This is a genomic window from Flavobacterium sp., from assembly GCF_034111225.1.
Taxonomy (GTDB): Bacteria; Bacteroidota; Bacteroidia; order Flavobacteriales; family Flavobacteriaceae; genus Flavobacterium.
In genome coordinates this window covers 69,005-87,071 of record NZ_JAWUXR010000004.1, presented here as the reverse complement: position 1 = coordinate 87,071, position 18,067 = coordinate 69,005, and the positions used below count along the sequence as shown (strand labels likewise).

The window sequence follows — 18,067 nt, the reverse complement described above, 5'->3', positions numbered from 1 at the left end:
TTTGTTAATGTATGGTTAATATAATTAATGCTTTAAGCCTTTTGTGTAGGTTTGTAAAAATAATGTGATGAAAAAAACAATTTTATTTTCTTTCTTTTTGATTTATTCGATGAGTATTTGTGCTCAATTTGATAAAAAGAGTAAACCTATTAAGTTAGAATTTAAATCAACTGCTCCTGCAGATATTCCAAATGATTTTTCAAGTGATTTACCTTCAATTGACTTTCAAAGTAGTTTAGATAATAAGGATGATAATTACCTAAAGAAATATTCAATTTTAAATAAAAAACAACCTACTAAAAGTATTTTAGAGCAAAAAAACGATTTTAAAAACCCTGGTGACGAAATAAAAGATAAATTGAATAAGAAATTGGCTGATAAGCCTATTGATGAAAGTTTTAAAAGCGATCAATTTTTGGGTCAATTTGATGTAAAAAGTAAATATTTAAAAATTGTTTGTAGAGATCATGAGTATCCTGATGGCGATAGAGTGAAAATCTTATTAAACGACAAGGCTGTAGTTTCTGATATTCTCTTAGAGTCCGCTTCTAAAGAGTATTATATTGATTTGTCTGATGGTTTTAATAAAATTGAATTTGAAGCATTGAATCAAGGAACATCTGGGCCAAATACTGCAGCTTTTAGAGTCTATGATGACAAAGGTAACTTAGTAACTTTTAACGAATGGAATTTAACGACAGGTGTAAAAGCTAAAATAATAGTCGTAAAACAGGATGAAAAAAAATAAACACAAAAATCAAAAATGCAAAAGGTTTATAAAATAAAAAAAGCTCCGAAGATTCGGAGCTTTTTTTATTTGAGAATATTTCTCTATTTCAATTTTGCCAAAATACCATTTAGAGTAGCACTTGGTCGCATTGCTTTATCTGTTAACTCAAAGTTTGGATGATAATAACCTCCAATTTTTTGAGGTTTCCCTTGAGCTGCAATTAATTCTTCATTAATTTTAGTTTCGTTTGCATTTAAGTCATTTGCAATAGGAGAGAAGATAGCTTTTAATTCAGCATCTTTATCTTGGTTTGCCAAAGCGTTTGCCCAGTATAAAGCTAAATAAAAGTGAGAACCTCTATTGTCAATACTTCCTAGTCTTCTTGCTGGAGATTTGTCATTTTGTAAGAATAATTCAGTAGCTGCATCTAAAGTATCCGAAAGAACTAATGCTTTTGGATTATTAAATGTGTTTCCTAAATGTTCGTAAGAAACACCTAAAGCTAAGAATTCACCTAGTGAATCCCAACGTAAATAGCCTTCTTCGATAAATTGTTCAATATGTTTTGGAGCTGATCCACCTGCACCAGTTTCAAATAATCCACCACCGTTCATTAATGGAACGATAGATAACATTTTAGCAGAAGTTCCAACTTCTAAAATTGGAAATAAATCGGTTAAATAATCACGTAATACGTTTCCTGTAACTGAAACAGTATCTAAACCTTTAACGATTCTTTCTAAAGAGAATTTAGTAGCATCAACAGGGTTCATGATACGAATGTCTAAACCATTTGTATCGTGATCTTTTAAGTATAAATTTACTTTTTCAATAATTTGTCTGTCGTGTGCTCTATTTTCGTCTAACCAAAAAACAGTAGGAACTCCAGTTGCTCTTGCTCTGTTAACGGCTAATTTAACCCAGTCTTGAATAGGTGCGTCTTTTACTTGACACATTCTAAAAATATCTCCAGATTCTACAGCTTGTTCCATTAAAACAGTTCCGTTAGCATCTTTTACTTTAACTGTTCCATTTGCAGACATTTGGAACGTTTTATCATGTGAACCATATTCTTCAGCTTTTTGCGCCATTAAACCTACGTTAGGAACACTTCCCATTGTTTTTGGGTCTAATGCGCCGTTTGCTTTACAAAAATCGATTGTAGCTTGGTATATACCTGCATAACATCTGTCTGGAATAATTGCTTTTGTATCTTGCGATTTTCCAGCAGTATTCCACATTTGTCCTGAGTTACGAATCATTGCTGGCATAGAAGCGTCAATAATTACATCAGAAGGAACGTGTAAATTAGTAATTCCTTTATCAGAATTAACCATTGCTAGTGCTGGTCCGTTTTCCATTGCAGCATTTAAAGCAGCTTCTACTTCAGCTTGTTTAGCGTGACCTGCAATTTTTGCATAAACATCCCCTAAACCGTTTTTAGTATTTACACCTAATTCGTTAAATAAATCAGCATATTTTGCAAAAACAGCTGAAAAATATACTTCTACAAAAGCACTAAATAGAATTGGATCTGAAATCTTCATCATAGTTGCTTTTAAGTGAACAGAGAATAAAACTCCTTTCGCCTTAGCATCTTCTACTTGAGTAGCAATAAAACTTCTCAATTTGTTCATGTTCATTACTGAACTATCAATAATTTCTCCTGCTTTTAAAGGAGAATTATCTTTCAATGTTTTAGTTGTACCGTTTGCATCTAAAAATTCAATAGTAAAGCTTCCAGCGTCTTTTATACAAACTGATTGTTCAGTTCCATAAAAATCACCTTCATTCATATGCGAAACATGCGTTTTTGAATCTGAAGACCAAGCTCCCATAGAATGTGGATGAGCTTTTGCGTAATTTTTAACTGCTTTTGGGGCTCTTCTGTCTGAATTTCCTTCACGTAACACAGGGTTTACAGCTGAACCTAGTACTTTTGCATATTTGGCTCTAATTGTTTTTTCTTCTTCTGTATTTGTTTCTTCAGGGAAATTAGGAATTGCATAACCTTGCGATTGTAATTCAGCAATTGCTTCTTTTAATTGTGGTACAGAAGCAGAAATATTTGGTAATTTTATAATATTAGCTTCTGGTTGCGTTGCTAATACTCCCAATTCTGAAAGTGCATCTGCTATTTTTTGGTCTTCTTTTAAATATTCGGGGAAGTTAGATAATATTCTTCCTGCTAAAGAAATATCTCTTGTTTCTAAATCAATATTAGCGGGCTTTGAAAAAGCTTGTACTATTGGTAAAAAAGAATGTGTTGCCAACATTGGCGCCTCATCTGTAATGGTGTAAATAATTTTAGATTTGTTAGACATGAAATATATGTTTAATTAATGTAAATTTTTTAGAGTCACGCAAATATAAGAAATATTGACCACAATTTTATGTTAGTTTATTGTTTAAGGCGTGGAATTTAGAATTTGATAATTGAAGAGCGTTTAATTATTAAATTCATTTTTTAAAGGCTACTTATTATCAATAAAAAAGCCCTAACGATGTTAGGGCTTTTAAATTTTTTAAGAAAGAATTAGTTTTTATATCTTCTTTCTTTAATTTTTGCTTTTTTACCTGTAAGTTCTCTGAAGTAGTAGATACGAGCTCTACGAACTTTACCTCTTTGGTTAACTTCAATTTTTTGAATAGCTGGTAAGTTGATAGGGAAGATACGTTCTACACCTATTGCACCAGACATTTTACGAATTGTAAAAGTTTCAGTTGCACTAGTACCTCTTCTTTGGATTACAACTCCTTTGAAGAACTGAGTTCTAGTTTTTTCACCCTCTTTAATTTCATAGTACACAGTGATTGTATCACCAGCTGCGAAAACAGGTAAATCTTTTTTCTCTACGAATTCGCTATTTACGAAATCTACTAAATTTGCCATAATATAAATATAACTATTTGATTTAGAGTAACATTCACGGATATCGTCAGAGGTTAGTCCAAAACTGGTTGCAAAATTACATTATTTTATTTGAAACACAAAAACTATACAGCCAAAAATTAACTATATAATATATTTTTTCTGAATGAATTTAAAAATGCATCAATAAAGGTATTGGTGATTAGGTCTATATTTCTGGATTTTTTCAATAGGAATGGATTGATTTCTGGGTGTTTTTTTAAAAAAACGGGTTCAATGATGCTAAATCCCATTTTCCAGTCAGAAAAAGTTCTATTTACTATTGGTCCTTTAATTACTGTGATAATGTTTCTATGACGAGAATCATGTTTTATTTTTTCAAATATTTTCAGAACATTTTCTTTACTTCCTTCTAGAATTTGAATAAAATTCCCTTCAGAATACAAAAGAAGTCCAGTGATGTCGTACTTAAGATTATTCTCTCTTGAGATTGTCAAAAGGTCATTGATTTCATCATCTGAAAGAATTTTAATTGCCGAACTTAAATATATGATTCTGTACATTTAGAATAAAATTAGACAGATAAAGTTATAGTTTTTATTAAAATAAATCAAATAAATGAGATTAATCTTCCAATAAATCGGGTCTTCTGTTTTTTGTGTGTTCGTATGCTTTTTGTTCGCGCCATTCTTCAATTTTAGGAAAATTTCCACTTAAAAGAATTTCGGGAATTTTCCAACCTTTATATTCTGATGGACGAGTATATATTGGTGGAGAAAGTAAATTGTCTTGAAAACTATCCGTCAAAGCAGAAGTTTCATTGCTTAAAACACCAGGGATAAGTCTTATAATACTATCACAAAGAACAGCAGCGCCAAGTTCTCCACCAGAAAGTACATAGTCGCCAATTGAAATTTCACGCGTAATAAATTGGTCACGCACTCTTTGATCAACGCCTTTATAATGTCCACAAAGAATAATAATATTCTTTAACATCGACATTCCGTTAGCCATACTTTGATTTAAAGTTTCACCATCTGGAGTCATGTAAATTACTTCATCGTATTCGCGCTCGCTTTTTAATTTAGCAATACAATCATCGATAGGTTGTATGCTCATAACCATTCCTGCGCCACCTCCAAATTGATAATCGTCTACACTTTTTTGTTTATTCGTTGTGTAGTCTCTTAAATTATGAAAATGCACTTCTACAAGTCCTTTTTCAATAGCTCTTTTCAAAATAGAAGCTTCAAACGGACTTCTTATAAGTTCTGGTAAAACGGTAATAATGTCAATACGCATTTTATAGGGATTGCAATGTTAAAGAGGCAAAGTTACGAAGTTTTAAGTCTAGGTTTCTAAAAATCTAAAAATCCTTTTTTCTTCCAACCAAACTATACATCATTGGAATTTTGTTTTCTAAATGCTTGATTCTATATTTTCCTGGTTCAAATTCTTCGCATTGATTAAAACAATTATAATTAGAATAATCGAATTCTTCAAAAGACTCTATTTGTAAACCATTTTTTAATAAGGCTTGAAAAACTTCAGATAAGGAATGATTCCAGCCAATATAATCTGTTTTTATATCAGCTTCTTTATTGGCGTACGTTCCAGTATATTCTTCAATAATCGGTTTTTCGTTATGGTAATGGTATTGAATTTTGGTAAAATCATCATCAAACATCCAAACAACTGGGTGAAATTCTACAAAAACTAATTTTCCCTTTGGTTTTAGAGCTTTTGCAATAATATTTGCCCATTTATCTAAATCGGGCAACCAACCAATAGTTCCATAACTTGTGTATACAATATCAAATTTTTCATTGATATGTTCCAAAGTATCATAAACATCACAACTTATAAATTTTGCATTTAAGTTTAATTGTTTATTTAATTCTTGTGCTTTTTCAATTGCTTTGTCTGATAAATCTATACCTGTAACTTTTGCGCCCATACGAGCCATAGAAAGAGAATCTTGCCCAAAGTGACATTGTAAATGCAAGACGTTTTTTCTTTTTATATTTCCTAATAGCTCAACATCTATTTGTGGTAAAGTGTTTTTACCTTTTAAGAAATTCTTCATGTTGTAAAAGTCGGAATCTAAATGAATAGGGACTTTGTTGTTCCAAGTTTGTTTATTGATTTCTATGTAGTTTTCTGAGTTCATTTGAAAAATAAATTTTGAATTATAGCCCTGATGGAAGCGGCATCCCCTGCTTGCAGGGATATAGCGGACAGCAGGACAATAAGTGACAGAAAGATGATTTTCTGCTTCTAAATATCCAAAAATAGTCAAAAATTATTAGTAATTTTGCACTTTAATTTAAAAAGACAAGACATGCAAGACGGAATTTACGCAAAATTTAATACTCCAAAAGGAAGTATTTTAGTAAAATTAACACACGATAAAACTCCAGGAACTGTTGGGAACTTTGTTGGTTTAGCTGAAGGTCAGTTAGAAAACTCAGTAAAATCAATGGGAACTCCATATTATAACGGATTGAAATTTCACCGTGTTATTCCAGATTTTATGATTCAAGGTGGTTGTCCACAAGGAACAGGAACAGGAGATGCAGGTTATAAATTTGACGATGAGTTTCATCCTGAATTGAAACACGACAGACCAGGTGTATTGTCTATGGCAAACGCTGGACCTGGAACAAATGGATCTCAATTTTTTATTACACATATCCCTACTGAGTGGCTAGACGGTAAGCATACTGTTTTTGGTCACGTTGTAGAAGGACAAGAGATTGTTGATGCTGTTGCTCAAGGTGATTCTCTTGATGCTATTGAAATTATTAGAGTAGGAGCAGAAGCTGAAAAATGGAATGCTATTGAAGCGTTTAGAACTTTTGAAGGTTCTCGTGAGAAAAGATTAGCAGACCAAAAAAAGGAAGGTGCTGATGCTTTAGAAAAACTAGCAGCTGGTTTTGATACTACTGAAAGTGGTTTACGTTATAAAATGATTCAAAAAGGTGAAGGGAAACAAGCAGAAAAAGGTAAAACGGTTTCTGTTCATTATCAAGGAGCTTTAGAAAACGGACAAGTTTTTGATTCTTCTTACAAAAGAAAACAGCCTATTGATTTTAAATTAGGTGCAGGACAAGTAATTGAAGGTTGGGATGAAGGTATTGCTTTGTTACAAGTAGGAGATAAAGCTCGTTTTGTGATTCCTTCTTATTTAGGATATGGTTCGAGTGGTGCTGGAGGAGTTATTCCGCCAGATGCAACTTTAGTTTTTGACGTTGAGTTAATGGATGTGAAATAGTTTTTAGTAACTAGTTTTATTAATACAATATAAAATCCCGAAAGTTTCTTTTGGGATTTTACTTTTTTAGTATATTTACTTCAAATACTTTACAATATGAAAAAATACATTTTAATAGTAATTATAGCAATTGGTTTAGTGGCTTGTACTGCTAAAAAAGCTGTTGTGACTGAAACTGTAAATAGTAACATTTCGTCTGAACAACTTGAAGCGCCAGTAATTATGTTAACTGCTGAATTGGCGCATGGAAAAACTATTTTTGAAGCAAAATGTGGTAAATGCCATGACTTAGTTAAACCAGAAAGCTATTCTAAAGAAAAATGGATGCCAATTATGATAAGTATGCAAGAAAAAGCTAAAATTTCTGATGATGAAAGACAGATGGTTTACAACTATGTAACGATGAATTTATAATATTTACTATGAGTGGAATTGATTTAAAGCAAATAGAGAAAAATTATTCATTGAAAGAAGATTATGAAATTGAAAGAATAGCAACTTCAAAATCCCACGGATTAAGACCTGAGGTTTATCAAATTATTGAAAACGAAATAAAAAAACGAAGTTTAAATCCAAATTTATTACAAGGTGTAATTGCACAAAATAGAGAATATTCTATTGATGAGATAATTGAATTTTCAAGAGTATTAAGATGTTTACCTTGTCCATATTGTGGTTCAAAAGCAAAAAAATTGAATGGAGTTTTTATCTATAAAATAAAAAGTTTTATTTTATTTACTTATACTGAAGTTAAAAAATATGTAGCATGTTCAGAATGTTTAGATTCTAAATGTACTAAAGCAATTGTTTCTAATTTATTTCTAGGATGGTGGGGTTTTCCGATGGGATTAATTAAAACTCCATTTTATATTTATAAAAATTTCAACTCGAAAAGTAATCACAGAATTAGCAATTCAAATGATGCGTTAATCAGTTTTGTAGAAAGTAATATTGGTTATATAGAATCTTACAAGGATGATGAAGTTAAATTGAAAACACTTATAAATCAATAACCTTAAAAATGAAAAATAAACTTTCTGTATTCTTTCTTCTTTTTTCGCTTTTCGGTTACAGTCAAGTGCCTCATTGTGGTTTTGATTTCACTTCTTATTTGGTAGTAATCCCACATGAAAAGAGTAACACTGCAGTTATAAACGATTTGCAAATTACTATTGTTGATGAAGATGGAAAAGAAGTTTTAAATACAGATAATAGTTTAAGTTGGGTAAATAAAGACAAAGCACTTTTATTTGACAGAAACTATTTGATAAGCAAGCCCACTGATAAGGAACGTTGGTTTTTTCCTTACGCAACGGAAAGTTATTTTCTTTCGGTTACGAATACGTTTCCTGCGGATAATTATAATGTAAAAATTACAGATTTAAAAGGAGTTTATAAAACCCAAACAATTCCTTTGCAAAACTTTAATATGTATATTTTGTGTTCAAGTGAAAATGAAAAACAATCGCGTCAATTTGGACCAAGAACGAACCGTCCTATTGAGGTTGTGATGGAGAAGAATTAGTTTATTAATTCACTTTTGTTGTATTCTAAAATTTCAATTATTTTTTCATAAGATAAATTATCATAATTGTTTAGAATTATTTTTACGTTTGTATGATTCATTCGAAAAATTTCTAGAATATACAAATCTCCACCCTTTTGTATTTTTCTAATAATTCCATAATCTAAAATTTCTCTCCAATATATTTTAGATTTACCATATTGTAAATAATCTTCTGTAGTCTTAATAGTATTTATTTCTTTTTTAGATTCTACTATATAGGAAACGCCTCCGATAAAAAGAGTAGCTATAAATAAGAAAATAAAGTCGGAATTAAATTTTTGATTAAAATAAATAAATAAAAATATTAAACTAATAGTACCAGAGATTGTGAGTATTATTAAACGAGAGTCTATTTGATTATAAGTCTTATTTTGTGTGAATACTTTTGTTCTAAAGAAATTAGTCTTTTTTATTTTTTCTTTTTCGATAAAATAATAGGTGCCTAAAATAAAACTTACATTTTTGTTTGTATTGTAATTATCCTTTATGTTTTTTATATTGACTTTAATTTTATCTAACTCTAATTTATCAGTTAAATAATCGGCGCATTCTTTTTCAAAGTTTGCAATATCATTTGTTAGTGAACAAATGATTCCTTTATTAATATTTAAGTCTCTTAATTTGCAAATTTTGCAAAATGTTAATTGATAATTACGATAGTCTTTATTCATGTTTAAAATTATATAAAAAACTACTTCCACTTAATATTACAACCAATACTTGGTTTTTGTACTTCGTTTAAGTGTCTGTTGTAAATAACACTATCAATAGCATTACGCAAATCGCTACCGCTAATTGAAATCTCATTTCCTGGTCGTGAATCATCCATTTGTCCGCGATACACTAATTTGTCTTGGCTGTCAAATAAATAAAAATCGGGAGTACAAGCAGCATCATACGCTTTTGCAACATTTTGAGTTTCATCAAATAAATAAGGGAAATCTACTTTATTTTCTAAAGCAAAGTCGGTCATTTTATTGGGTGCATCTTGCGGATAGTTAACAATGTCGTTACTAGATATTGCTACAACTCCTATTCCTTGAACTCTGTAGTCGTTAGCAATCATTACAATTTCTTCAATTACATGAAGCACAAACGGACAATGGTTGCAAATAAACATAACCAAAGTTCCTTTATGACCTTTACATTCGCTAAAATTAAAACTTAGGTTATAATTTGATGCAGGCAATAAAAAATCAGGTGCTTTTGTGCCAAGTGGCAACATGTTTGAAGGAGTTTGAGCCATTTTGAAAAGAGTTTAGAAATTAAATTTCAGAAGTTATTAGCTTCTTGTTATTATACGTTAGTAAATGAATAATGTTACAAAATGATTGAAAATTCTTAAATTTACAAAAAGAATAAGCATGAAAACAGAAATTAATTGGCAAGATTTTGAAAAGGTAGAAATGCGAGTAGGAACTATTATTCAAGTCAATGATTTTCCAGAAGCAAGAAAGCCTGCCTATCAATTAAAAATTGATTTTGGTGCTGAAATTGGAGTTTTGAAAACATCTGCACAAATAACAAAGCGTTATTTAAAAGAAGATTTACTCAACAAGCAAATTGTAGCGGTTGTAAATTTTCCTAAAAAACAAATAGGAACATTTATGAGTGAATGTTTGGTTTTAGGTTCAGTAGGAGAATCAAATGATATTGTGTTGCTTTCTCCAGATTTTAAAGTTGAAAACGGATTAAGAATAGGATAAAAAAAAGCCCCGAGAACATCAGGGCTTTTTATTTTTAAGTTTTAATGCGATTAAATATCATCAAAACTTATATCTGTAAAACTGCTTGTAGAAACGGTTTCAGTAGTTTCATTTTCATAAACTTCTTTTTTGAAGTCTTTTTGATGTCTTTCAGAAATTACTTCTTCACCTTTATGATCTACAACAAATGATGTCATTTCTTCTAAGATTTCTTGGAAAGCCGCAAAATCTTCTTTGTATAAATAAATTTTATGCTTTTTAAAATGATAAGAACCATCTTCTTCAGTAAACTTTTTGCTTTCAGTGATGGTTATGTAATAATCATCAGCTTTTGTAGCTCTAACATCAAAAAAATAAGTTCTTCTTCCTGCTCTTAATACTTTAGAAAAGATATCTTCTTTATCTAACATTTCTTTTTCATTCATAATCCTTCGATCTATTAATGGTTTTTATAGAACTCAAAAATCTAAAAAAAAATGGTATAAAACAATTAATTAACAATTTCTTTTTCTAAAAGTTGTTTGTTGTATAAATCTTTATAATAACCTTCTTGTTCGAATAATTGATTATGAGTACCTTGTTGTATAATTTGACCTTCGTCTAGTATAATAATTTTAGTTGCATTTTTAGCCGAAGATACTCTGTGGCTTACAAGAATAGTGGTTTTGTCTTTACAATATTCGGTTAAGCTATTTAAGATTGCTTCTTCTGTTTCTGTGTCAACAGCACTTAAACAATCGTCTAATAATAATATAGGAGCGTTTTTAATTAACGCCCTTGCAATTGAGACTCTTTGCTTTTGGCCACCCGATAATGTGATACCTCTTTCTCCTAAAATAGTATCGTATTTGTTGGTGAAATTGATGATATTATCATGCACAACTGCTTTTTTAGCAGCTTCAATAACTTCATCATCGGTTGCTTTTTCGTTACCAAACTTAATGTTGTTTTTGATAGTGTCTGAAAACAAAAAGGCGTCTTGCGGAACAACACTAACGTTGTTTCTTAAATCATTTAGATTAACATTTTGAATTAGCTTGTTGTCAATTAAAACATCTCCTTTTGTAGTGTCATACATTCTGCTTACTAACGAAAGAATTGATGATTTTCCAGAACCTGTTTTTCCAAGAATAGCAAGAGTTTCACCCGGATTTACTTCAAACGAAATATCTTTTAAAGCAGTTATATTAGTGTCATCATAGGTAAAAGTTACATTTTTAAATTGGATTTTTCCAATGATGTTATCATTATGAGATGAAGTATTATAAATTGTAGGAGTAATTTTTAAAAATTCGTTCAATCTTTTTTGTGATGCTTCAGCTTCTTGTACTAATGATGAAACCCAACCTAAAGAAGCAACAGGCCATGTTAGCATATTAATATACAGTATAAATTGAGCAATAGTTCCTATGCTTTCAATCTTACCGTCAATATACATGTTTCCACCAACATAAATGACAACTAAATTACTTAATCCGATAAGTAATATCATTAAGGGGCCAAACAATGAATTTACCTTTACTAAGGACATTGATTTGTTTTTACTTTCGTGTGTAAGGCTTTCAAATTCTTTTTCTTTTTCCTTCTCAATTGCATAAGCTTTAATAACTCTAATTCCAGAGAATATTTCTTGTGCAAATGAAGATAAAGTGGAAAGGTTTTTTTGAAATTCACTACTTCTTTTATGTATTTCAGAACTTATTTTGAATACACCATATGATAATAGTGGTAAAGGTAATAAAGAGTATAAAGTTAATTCAGGTGAGATATTATACATGTAAATAATAACAACCGTAAAACGAATGAAAGTATTTAACGAATACATTACAGCTGGTCCAACATACATTCTTACTTTTCCAACATCTTCACTAATTCTATTCATTAAATCTCCGGTCCTATTTTGCTTGTAGAAATCTTGAGATAACTTTTGATAGTGATTGTATACTTCGTTTTTTAAATCAAATTCAACATAACGAGACATTACAATTAAAGTTTGGCGCATTAAAAAGGTTAAAAAACCAGCAATAATTGTGGTTACTAAAATAAGTATAACATTGTTTAGTAGCTCTTTTTTTACTACTGCTAAAGAAACGTTTTCTTGTTTGGTAAACTCTTCAATTGTTTTAATTGAGTTACCTATTAATTCTGGAGTGAATAAAGAAAATATTTGTGCAGCAATTGTAATGATAATACCAAGAAAAAAGCGGTATTTATATTTGACAAAATATTTGTTTAAATATTGTAATTCTTTCATGTAAAAAATTAAAAAAGTAATTATATGTTATTAAATAATAAAAATACTTGTTTTTTTGTTGTTTATGAATTCTTTAAAAATCAACTATTTAATTATCAGATTACTAAAAAAAAGATAAAATTTTGAATCATTTTAATTTTATCCGTAATATTGCGTATAATTTATTGAAAATAATTCAACACAATCAAACTCAATATGACATCAGAATTAGTAAAAGCAAACGAATTACATAAAGTTGATCCTGTTTTTGGTCAAGTTTCTTTTGACGGACATGAACAAGTTGTTTTTTGTAATGACAAAGATACAGGATTAAAAGCAATTATTGGTATTCATAATACAGTTTTAGGACCAGCACTTGGTGGAACTAGAATGTGGAATTACACTAACGAATGGGAAGCCTTAAACGACGTATTGCGTTTATCAAGAGGAATGTCATTTAAATCTTCTATTTCAGGTTTGAATTTAGGTGGTGGTAAAGCAGTTATCATTGGTGATGCTAAAACACAAAAAACACCTGAATTAATGAGAAAATTTGGTCAATTCGTTGACTCATTATCAGGTAAGTATTATACTGCTGAAGATATGGGGATGGAAACTAAAGATATGGACACTGTTAGAGAAGTTACTAAATATGTTACAGGTATTTCAGAAGAAAAAGGTGGTTCAGGTAATCCTTCTCCTATAACTGCATATGGTGTTTATATGGGAATGAAAGCTGCTGCTAAATATCAATTTGGTACAGATAATTTAGAAGGTAAAAAAATATTGGTTCAAGGAATTGGTCACGTAGGAGAAGTGTTGGTTCAACATTTAACTGAAAGCGGAGCAATTGTAACTATTGCTGATATAAATGAAGATAGATTAAATGAAGTTGGCTCTAAATATGGCGCAAAGATTTATACAGGGTCAGATTTATATACTTTGGATGTTGATATTTATGCTCCATGTGCTTTAGGCGCAACAATTAATGACAATACGATTAACAAAATTCAAGCTAAAATTATTGCAGGAGCTGCAAATAATCAATTGGCAAATGAAGTTGTTCATGGTAAGCTTTTAAAAGAAAAAGGTATTTTATATGCACCCGACTTTTTAATTAACGCTGGTGGAGTAATTAATGTTTATTCTGAATTAGCTAAACTTACGAAGGCGCAAGTAATGGAGAAAACAGAAAATATTTATAATACTTCTCTTGAAATATTTCAATTCGCTGAAGAAAAGAATATTACTACACATGAAGCGGCTTTGTCTATTGCTCAAAAACGAATTGATGATAGAAAAAACGAAATTCAGAATAAATAATAGTAAATAATATTGTATTTTTGCAAAGCGAAAGAATTCTTCTTTCGCTTTGTTAATTTTAAAAGTTCTTTAAGCAGTATGTTAAATAGAAGACATATAAGGATAAAGGTGATGCAAACGATTTATGCAATGCACCAACATCAATCTGATAATCTAGAAAAAGAGGAGAAATTCTTGTTTGGAAGCATTGAAAGTATGCAAGATTTGTATTTATTAATGCTATCAGCATTAATTGAAATACAAAGCAAAGAAGAAGAGTACTTGGAGTTAGTTTCCAAAAAACATTTAGCTACTAAAGAAGAAAGAAATCCATCTTCTAAATTTACTCAAAATAAATTTTTACATCTTTTAAAGAATAGTGAATCATTATTGGATAAAATTGATGCTCGAAAAGTAAACAATTGGAAACAAAATGACGACGTTATTTTATTCTTGATTGACGCTATTAAAGAAAGTCAATTGTATGTTGATTACATGAGTAAATCAGATTCTACTTTTGATGAAGATAAATATTTCATTGCAAATTTATACACTGAAGTTATCGCGCCAAATGATAAACTTTATGAATATTTGGAAGATTATAAATTAACTTGGTTAGATGATGTTCCATTGGTAAATACAATGATTTTAAAGCAAATCAAACAAGTTAAAGAAACTCAAGAAGAATTCAAAATCACAAAGCTTTATAAAGATGAAGACGATAAAGAGTATGCAAAAAATCTTTTCCGTAAAACAGTCTTAAATGAAGTTGAATTGTCTAAACAATACATTGATAAAACACCAAACTGGGATACAGATAGAATTGCTGAAATTGATACTATTATTTTAAAAATGGCTATTTGCGAATTTTTAAAATTTCCATCAATTCCTGTTAAAGTAACAATCAATGAGTATTTAGAAGTTGCTAAAGAATATTCTACACCAAAAAGTAGTATTTTTATCAACGGAATTTTAGATAATTTAGTAAAAGATTTAAAAACAGAAGATAAACTTGTGAAAACAGGTAGAGGATTATTATAAATATTAAAATTTAAGTTATGTTAAAAAAGACATTTAGTTTAGCCTTATTAGTTATAACATTAGTATCATGTAATTTAAAAGGAACATCTAAAATCACGGATCAAGACATGAAAAGTGTTGAAGCAGAAAAAGCTTTAATAGGTAAATTTCCAAAAATTGAATTGGATAAAATAGAGCATGATTTTGGAACAATAAATGAAGGAGATATTGTTGAGACAGTATTTATTGTAAAAAATACAGGAGATTCTGATTTAATTATTGCTGATGCAAAAGGAAGTTGCGGATGTACAGTTCCAGAACCACCAAAAGAACCTATTGCTCCAGGACAATCTGCTCCAATTAAAGTGTCATTTAATTCTAGTGGAAAACCAGGTCAACAAAACAAAACAGTTACTTTAACTACCAATACAGAAAGTGGTAATGAAACTTTTAATATAAAAGCAGATGTTACTCCTAAAACTGGTAAAGAAGTTCCTGTAACTCAATAATTAATTATTTAAAATAAAGAAAAATGTCTATAGAATTAGGTTTACAATTATTGTTGATGGTAGCAATATTTTACTTTTTAATGATTCGTCCTCAACAACAAAGAGTAAAAAAAGAAAAAGCTTTTGAATCAGATTTAAAAGCTGGAGATAAAGTAATTACAAAATCAGGAATTCACGGAAAAATTGCTGAGTTATCTGAAGGGACTGTAGTTGTTGAAACTATGGCAGGAAAAATCAAGATGGAGCGCTCTGCAATTTCTTTAGAGTTAACAGCTAAACAAGTAGAAAAGAAATAATTTATTTTTTATACTTATCATTTAAACCGGTGTTCGAAAGAATCATCGGTTTTATTTTTTCTATTCGTGACAACTTTGTTTTTTCTTGCTTTGCACTTTCTATGAACTCAATAAATTCCCTTTTTTTGTAAGGTGTAAAATTATTAAAAGCTAATTCTAATTCTTTATTTTGGGATAAAATATCATTTAAAAAATGAGAAGAAACAGGTTCCTTTTTTGTTGGTTTTATTGCTAAACCCTTTTCTTCAATTAAAATCGCTTCTTTAATATATTGCAAAACTACCTTCTCATTAATTTCATTTATTGAATTAAAACGCATTTGACGTAGTGACTTTGTAGTTCCTTCTTGTGCATTAATTAAAATATTTTTCTTGTCTTTTAGAAAGACACCGTTAAAAAACCAAATTCCAAAATAAGATTTAAACCCACCAATACCGATAACATTCTTATTTAAATGAGTGTAAACAGGACCGCCCCACTTTATTTTTTCTACAAGATTCGTTTTATTAACAATTTCTTTTAAAACTTCTAACTCGTTATTCCATTGATTCGTTTTATTCCAAGGATTATTTTCCATTTTTAAGTTTTAATACTTGTAAAAATATAAAATTTTAAATATCTATTAAACAATTTAAAATAAATAGTATTTGTTTCTTTTTTAATTATAATTTTGCTAACTTATCAAAAATCATAAGACTTAATAATTAACACCTAGAATAACAAATGAAGATTGCAATTTTATCGAGAAACCCAAATTTATACTCTACAAAAAGACTTGTTGAAGCAGGTGAAAAATTAGGTCACGAAATGCATGTTATTGATCACTTAAAATGTGATTTAGTAATTGAGAAAAAAAACCCATCTATAGTATATAAAAGTAAAAAACTTGAAGGCTTTGACGCTGTTATTCCGCGTATTGGTGCTTCTGTTACTTTTTATGGTACTGCTGTTGTTCGTCAATTTGAAATGATGAAAACATTTACTGCAGTAGAATCTCAAGCATTAGTTCGTTCAAGAGATAAATTAAGAAGTTTACAAGTTCTTTCTAGAGCTGGTTTAGGCTTGCCAAAAACAGTTTTCACTAACGATACAAAGAATGTTGAAGCGGTTATCAGTGAAGTTGGTGGTGCACCATTAATTATTAAATTATTAGAAGGAACACAAGGACTTGGTGTTGTTTTAGCAGAAAATGATAAAGCAGCTGAGTCTGTTTTAGAAGCATTTCACGGTTTGCAAGCAAGAGTAATTGTTCAAGAGTTTATAAAAGAAGCTGGAGGAGCAGATATTCGTGTGTTTATTGTTGATGGTCAAGTTGTTGGTTCAATGAAGCGTCAGGGTAAAGAAGGAGAATTCCGTTCAAATTTACATAGAGGTGGTACTGCAGAGTTAATCGAATTAACTGATGAAGAAGAAACTGCTGCATTAAAGGCTGCTAAAGCTATGGGATTAGGGGTTGCTGGTGTAGATTTGTTGCAATCTGCAAGGGGACCGCTTATTCTAGAAGTAAATTCTTCTCCAGGTTTAGAAGGTATTGAAAAAGCAACAGGTCAAGATATTGCTAAGAAAATTATTAAGTATATTTCTAGAAATGTATAAAGAGATAAAGATTCTAGGGCAAGAAATTTTACCTGGAGACTCTTTAACTCTTAAAATGGATATTGCTCGTTTGTATACACAATCCAAACTAGAAATTCCAATTATTATTAATAGAGCAAAAATTGATGGACCTTGTCTATTAATTCTTGCTGGAATACATGGTGATGAAGTAAATGGTGTTGAAATTGTACGTCAAATTGTTTCAAAAGGATTTCATATTCCCCAAAAAGGGACTATTATATGTGTACCAGTTTTAAATGTTTTTGGTTTTATTAATAAAACTAGAGAGTTTCCAGACGGTAGAGATTTAAATAGAATGTTTCCTGGCTCAAAAACAGGTTCTTTAGCTAGTAGGTTTGCTAATGATTTTATTAAACAAGTCGCATTTAATGCAGATTATTGTTTGGATTTTCATACAGGAGGAAACATGAGGTTTAATTACGCTCATGTTAGACTACAGAAATCTGATAAAGAGTTACAAGAATTAGCCCAAGTTTTTGGAACTAAATTTATGATGTATGCTAAACAAAGAGAAAGCTCATTTAGACACGCAATGGCTAAAATTGGCAAAAAAGTACTTTTGTTTGAAGGAGGTAAATCATTAAGTTTAGATAGAAGTGTAACCTTAGATGGTCTTCAGGGAGCTTTAAAAGTTATGAAGCATTTGGGTCTAAATGATTTTTCAAATGAAATTGTAAATGAGAATAGAGTTCCAATAATCATTGAAAATTCTAAATGGATTAGAGCTGACCAATCTGGGATGTATCGCTCTTTTGTAAAAGTGGGTGAAAAAATTCAAATAGGAGATATACTGGGGAGTGTATCAGATCCTTTTGGGTTTTCAGAAAGAAAAATTAAAAGTAAATATTCAGGTTATATTATAAACAATAATCATTTACCTATGGTTAATCAAGGAGATGCATTAATGAATATAGGATTAGAAGAATAAAAAAAGGTCTGCA

The 18,067-nt window shown here is 29.9% G+C and carries 22 protein-coding genes; 12 read left to right on the top strand and 10 right to left on the bottom strand.

Annotated features, from left to right (window positions below; genetic code table 11):
- Nucleotides 1–67 precede the first annotated feature (67 nt).
- On the top strand, nt 68–748 hold the full coding sequence (locus tag UXY25_RS01225; protein WP_320814174.1) for a hypothetical protein: 681 nt from the start codon (nt 68–70) through the stop codon (nt 746–748).
- Between the two features lie 83 nt (nt 749–831).
- Here the strand turns inward: UXY25_RS01225 and UXY25_RS01220 are convergent, their stop codons facing one another.
- The 5 genes from UXY25_RS01220 to UXY25_RS01200 all read right to left on the bottom strand — a co-directional run bounded on the left by UXY25_RS01220 (nt 832) and on the right by UXY25_RS01200 (nt 5,772).
- Nucleotides 832–3,054, bottom strand: coding sequence for an NADP-dependent isocitrate dehydrogenase (locus UXY25_RS01220; protein WP_320814173.1), 2,223 nt, complete (start codon nt 3,052–3,054; stop codon nt 832–834).
- 212 nt (nt 3,055–3,266) lie between these two features.
- Entirely contained in the window at nt 3,267–3,623 is a 357-nt protein-coding gene (rplS, locus tag UXY25_RS01215) for a 50S ribosomal protein L19 (RefSeq protein WP_320814172.1), read from the bottom strand.
- A gap of 119 nt (nt 3,624–3,742) precedes the next feature.
- Nucleotides 3,743–4,165, bottom strand: coding sequence for a BLUF domain-containing protein (locus UXY25_RS01210; RefSeq protein ID WP_320814171.1), 423 nt, complete (start codon nt 4,163–4,165; stop codon nt 3,743–3,745).
- 61 nt (nt 4,166–4,226) lie between these two features.
- Entirely contained in the window at nt 4,227–4,904 is a 678-nt protein-coding gene (gene trmD / locus UXY25_RS01205) for a tRNA (guanosine(37)-N1)-methyltransferase TrmD (RefSeq protein ID WP_320814170.1), read from the bottom strand.
- 64 nt (nt 4,905–4,968) lie between these two features.
- Nucleotides 4,969–5,772, bottom strand: coding sequence for a class I SAM-dependent methyltransferase (locus UXY25_RS01200; protein ID WP_320814169.1), 804 nt, complete (start codon nt 5,770–5,772; stop codon nt 4,969–4,971).
- Between the two features lie 171 nt (nt 5,773–5,943).
- On the opposite strand from UXY25_RS01200, the gene UXY25_RS01195 reads away from it, so the two are divergent.
- From UXY25_RS01195 to UXY25_RS01180, 4 genes are all read left to right on the top strand, one after another.
- Complete coding sequence (locus UXY25_RS01195) at nt 5,944–6,876, top strand: peptidylprolyl isomerase (protein ID WP_320814168.1); 933 nt, start codon at nt 5,944–5,946, stop codon at nt 6,874–6,876.
- Between the two features lie 96 nt (nt 6,877–6,972).
- A complete protein-coding gene (locus UXY25_RS01190) occupies nt 6,973–7,290 on the top strand; it encodes a cytochrome C (protein ID WP_320814167.1) in 318 nt (105 codons plus the stop codon).
- Between the two features lie 8 nt (nt 7,291–7,298).
- Nucleotides 7,299–7,889, top strand: a complete 591-nt coding sequence (locus tag UXY25_RS01185) for a hypothetical protein (protein WP_320814166.1) — start codon at nt 7,299–7,301, stop codon at nt 7,887–7,889.
- A gap of 8 nt (nt 7,890–7,897) precedes the next feature.
- Nucleotides 7,898–8,401 carry a hypothetical protein gene (locus UXY25_RS01180; protein ID WP_320814165.1) on the top strand — a complete coding sequence of 168 codons (504 nt, stop codon included), beginning with the start codon at nt 7,898–7,900 and terminating at the stop codon, nt 8,399–8,401.
- On the opposite strand, the gene UXY25_RS01175 is transcribed toward UXY25_RS01180, so the two are convergent.
- Both UXY25_RS01175 and UXY25_RS01170 read right to left on the bottom strand, forming a co-directional pair.
- Nucleotides 8,398–9,114, bottom strand: coding sequence for a hypothetical protein (locus UXY25_RS01175; protein ID WP_320814164.1), 717 nt, complete (start codon nt 9,112–9,114; stop codon nt 8,398–8,400). The two genes, UXY25_RS01180 and UXY25_RS01175, sit on opposite strands and share 4 nt — an antisense overlap.
- Nucleotides 9,115–9,134: 20 nt before the next feature.
- The gene (locus UXY25_RS01170; RefSeq protein WP_320814163.1) at nt 9,135–9,689 is read right to left on the bottom strand and encodes a thioredoxin family protein; all 555 of its coding nucleotides are present in this window, start codon (nt 9,687–9,689) and stop codon (nt 9,135–9,137) included.
- 118 nt (nt 9,690–9,807) lie between these two features.
- Here UXY25_RS01170 and UXY25_RS01165 point away from each other — a divergent pair, with 118 nt between their 5' ends.
- Nucleotides 9,808–10,149: a tRNA-binding protein gene (locus tag UXY25_RS01165; RefSeq protein WP_320814162.1), complete on the top strand. Its 342-nt coding sequence runs from the start codon at nt 9,808–9,810 to the stop codon at nt 10,147–10,149.
- 50 nt (nt 10,150–10,199) lie between these two features.
- On the opposite strand, the gene UXY25_RS01160 is transcribed toward UXY25_RS01165, so the two are convergent.
- Together UXY25_RS01160 and UXY25_RS01155 are read right to left on the bottom strand one after the other, a co-directional pair.
- Nucleotides 10,200–10,574 (bottom strand): PUR family DNA/RNA-binding protein, encoded by a 375-nt coding sequence (locus UXY25_RS01160; RefSeq protein ID WP_320814161.1) that lies wholly within the window; start codon nt 10,572–10,574, stop codon nt 10,200–10,202.
- Nucleotides 10,575–10,639: 65 nt separating this feature from the next.
- On the bottom strand, nt 10,640–12,403 hold the full coding sequence (locus UXY25_RS01155) for an ABC transporter ATP-binding protein (RefSeq protein ID WP_320814160.1): 1,764 nt from the start codon (nt 12,401–12,403) through the stop codon (nt 10,640–10,642).
- A 195-nt stretch (nt 12,404–12,598) separates the two neighbouring features.
- Here UXY25_RS01155 and UXY25_RS01150 point away from each other — a divergent pair, with 195 nt between their 5' ends.
- The 4 genes from UXY25_RS01150 to yajC all read left to right on the top strand — a co-directional run bounded on the left by UXY25_RS01150 (nt 12,599) and on the right by yajC (nt 15,509).
- On the top strand, nt 12,599–13,705 hold the full coding sequence (locus UXY25_RS01150; protein ID WP_320814159.1) for a Glu/Leu/Phe/Val dehydrogenase: 1,107 nt from the start codon (nt 12,599–12,601) through the stop codon (nt 13,703–13,705).
- Between the two features lie 111 nt (nt 13,706–13,816).
- The gene (gene nusB / locus UXY25_RS01145) at nt 13,817–14,725 is read left to right on the top strand and encodes a transcription antitermination factor NusB (protein ID WP_320814158.1); all 909 of its coding nucleotides are present in this window, start codon (nt 13,817–13,819) and stop codon (nt 14,723–14,725) included.
- Between the two features lie 17 nt (nt 14,726–14,742).
- On the top strand, nt 14,743–15,213 hold the full coding sequence (locus UXY25_RS01140; RefSeq protein ID WP_320814157.1) for a DUF1573 domain-containing protein: 471 nt from the start codon (nt 14,743–14,745) through the stop codon (nt 15,211–15,213).
- Nucleotides 15,214–15,236: 23 nt separating this feature from the next.
- Complete coding sequence (yajC, locus tag UXY25_RS01135) at nt 15,237–15,509, top strand: preprotein translocase subunit YajC (RefSeq protein ID WP_320814156.1); 273 nt, start codon at nt 15,237–15,239, stop codon at nt 15,507–15,509.
- A 1-nt stretch (nt 15,510) separates the two neighbouring features.
- Here yajC and UXY25_RS01130 read toward each other — a convergent pair whose 3' ends face one another.
- A complete protein-coding gene (locus UXY25_RS01130; RefSeq protein WP_320814155.1) occupies nt 15,511–16,086 on the bottom strand; it encodes a YdeI/OmpD-associated family protein in 576 nt (191 codons plus the stop codon).
- Nucleotides 16,087–16,232: 146 nt separating this feature from the next.
- Between UXY25_RS01130 and rimK the strand changes: the two genes are divergently transcribed.
- Nucleotides 16,233–17,105, top strand: coding sequence for a 30S ribosomal protein S6--L-glutamate ligase (gene rimK, locus UXY25_RS01125; protein ID WP_320814154.1), 873 nt, complete (start codon nt 16,233–16,235; stop codon nt 17,103–17,105).
- Entirely contained in the window at nt 17,098–18,054 is a 957-nt protein-coding gene (locus UXY25_RS01120; RefSeq protein WP_320814153.1) for a succinylglutamate desuccinylase/aspartoacylase family protein, read from the top strand. The genes rimK and UXY25_RS01120 overlap by 8 nt, the downstream gene beginning before the upstream one ends.
- Nucleotides 18,055–18,067: the final 13 nt, after the last annotated feature.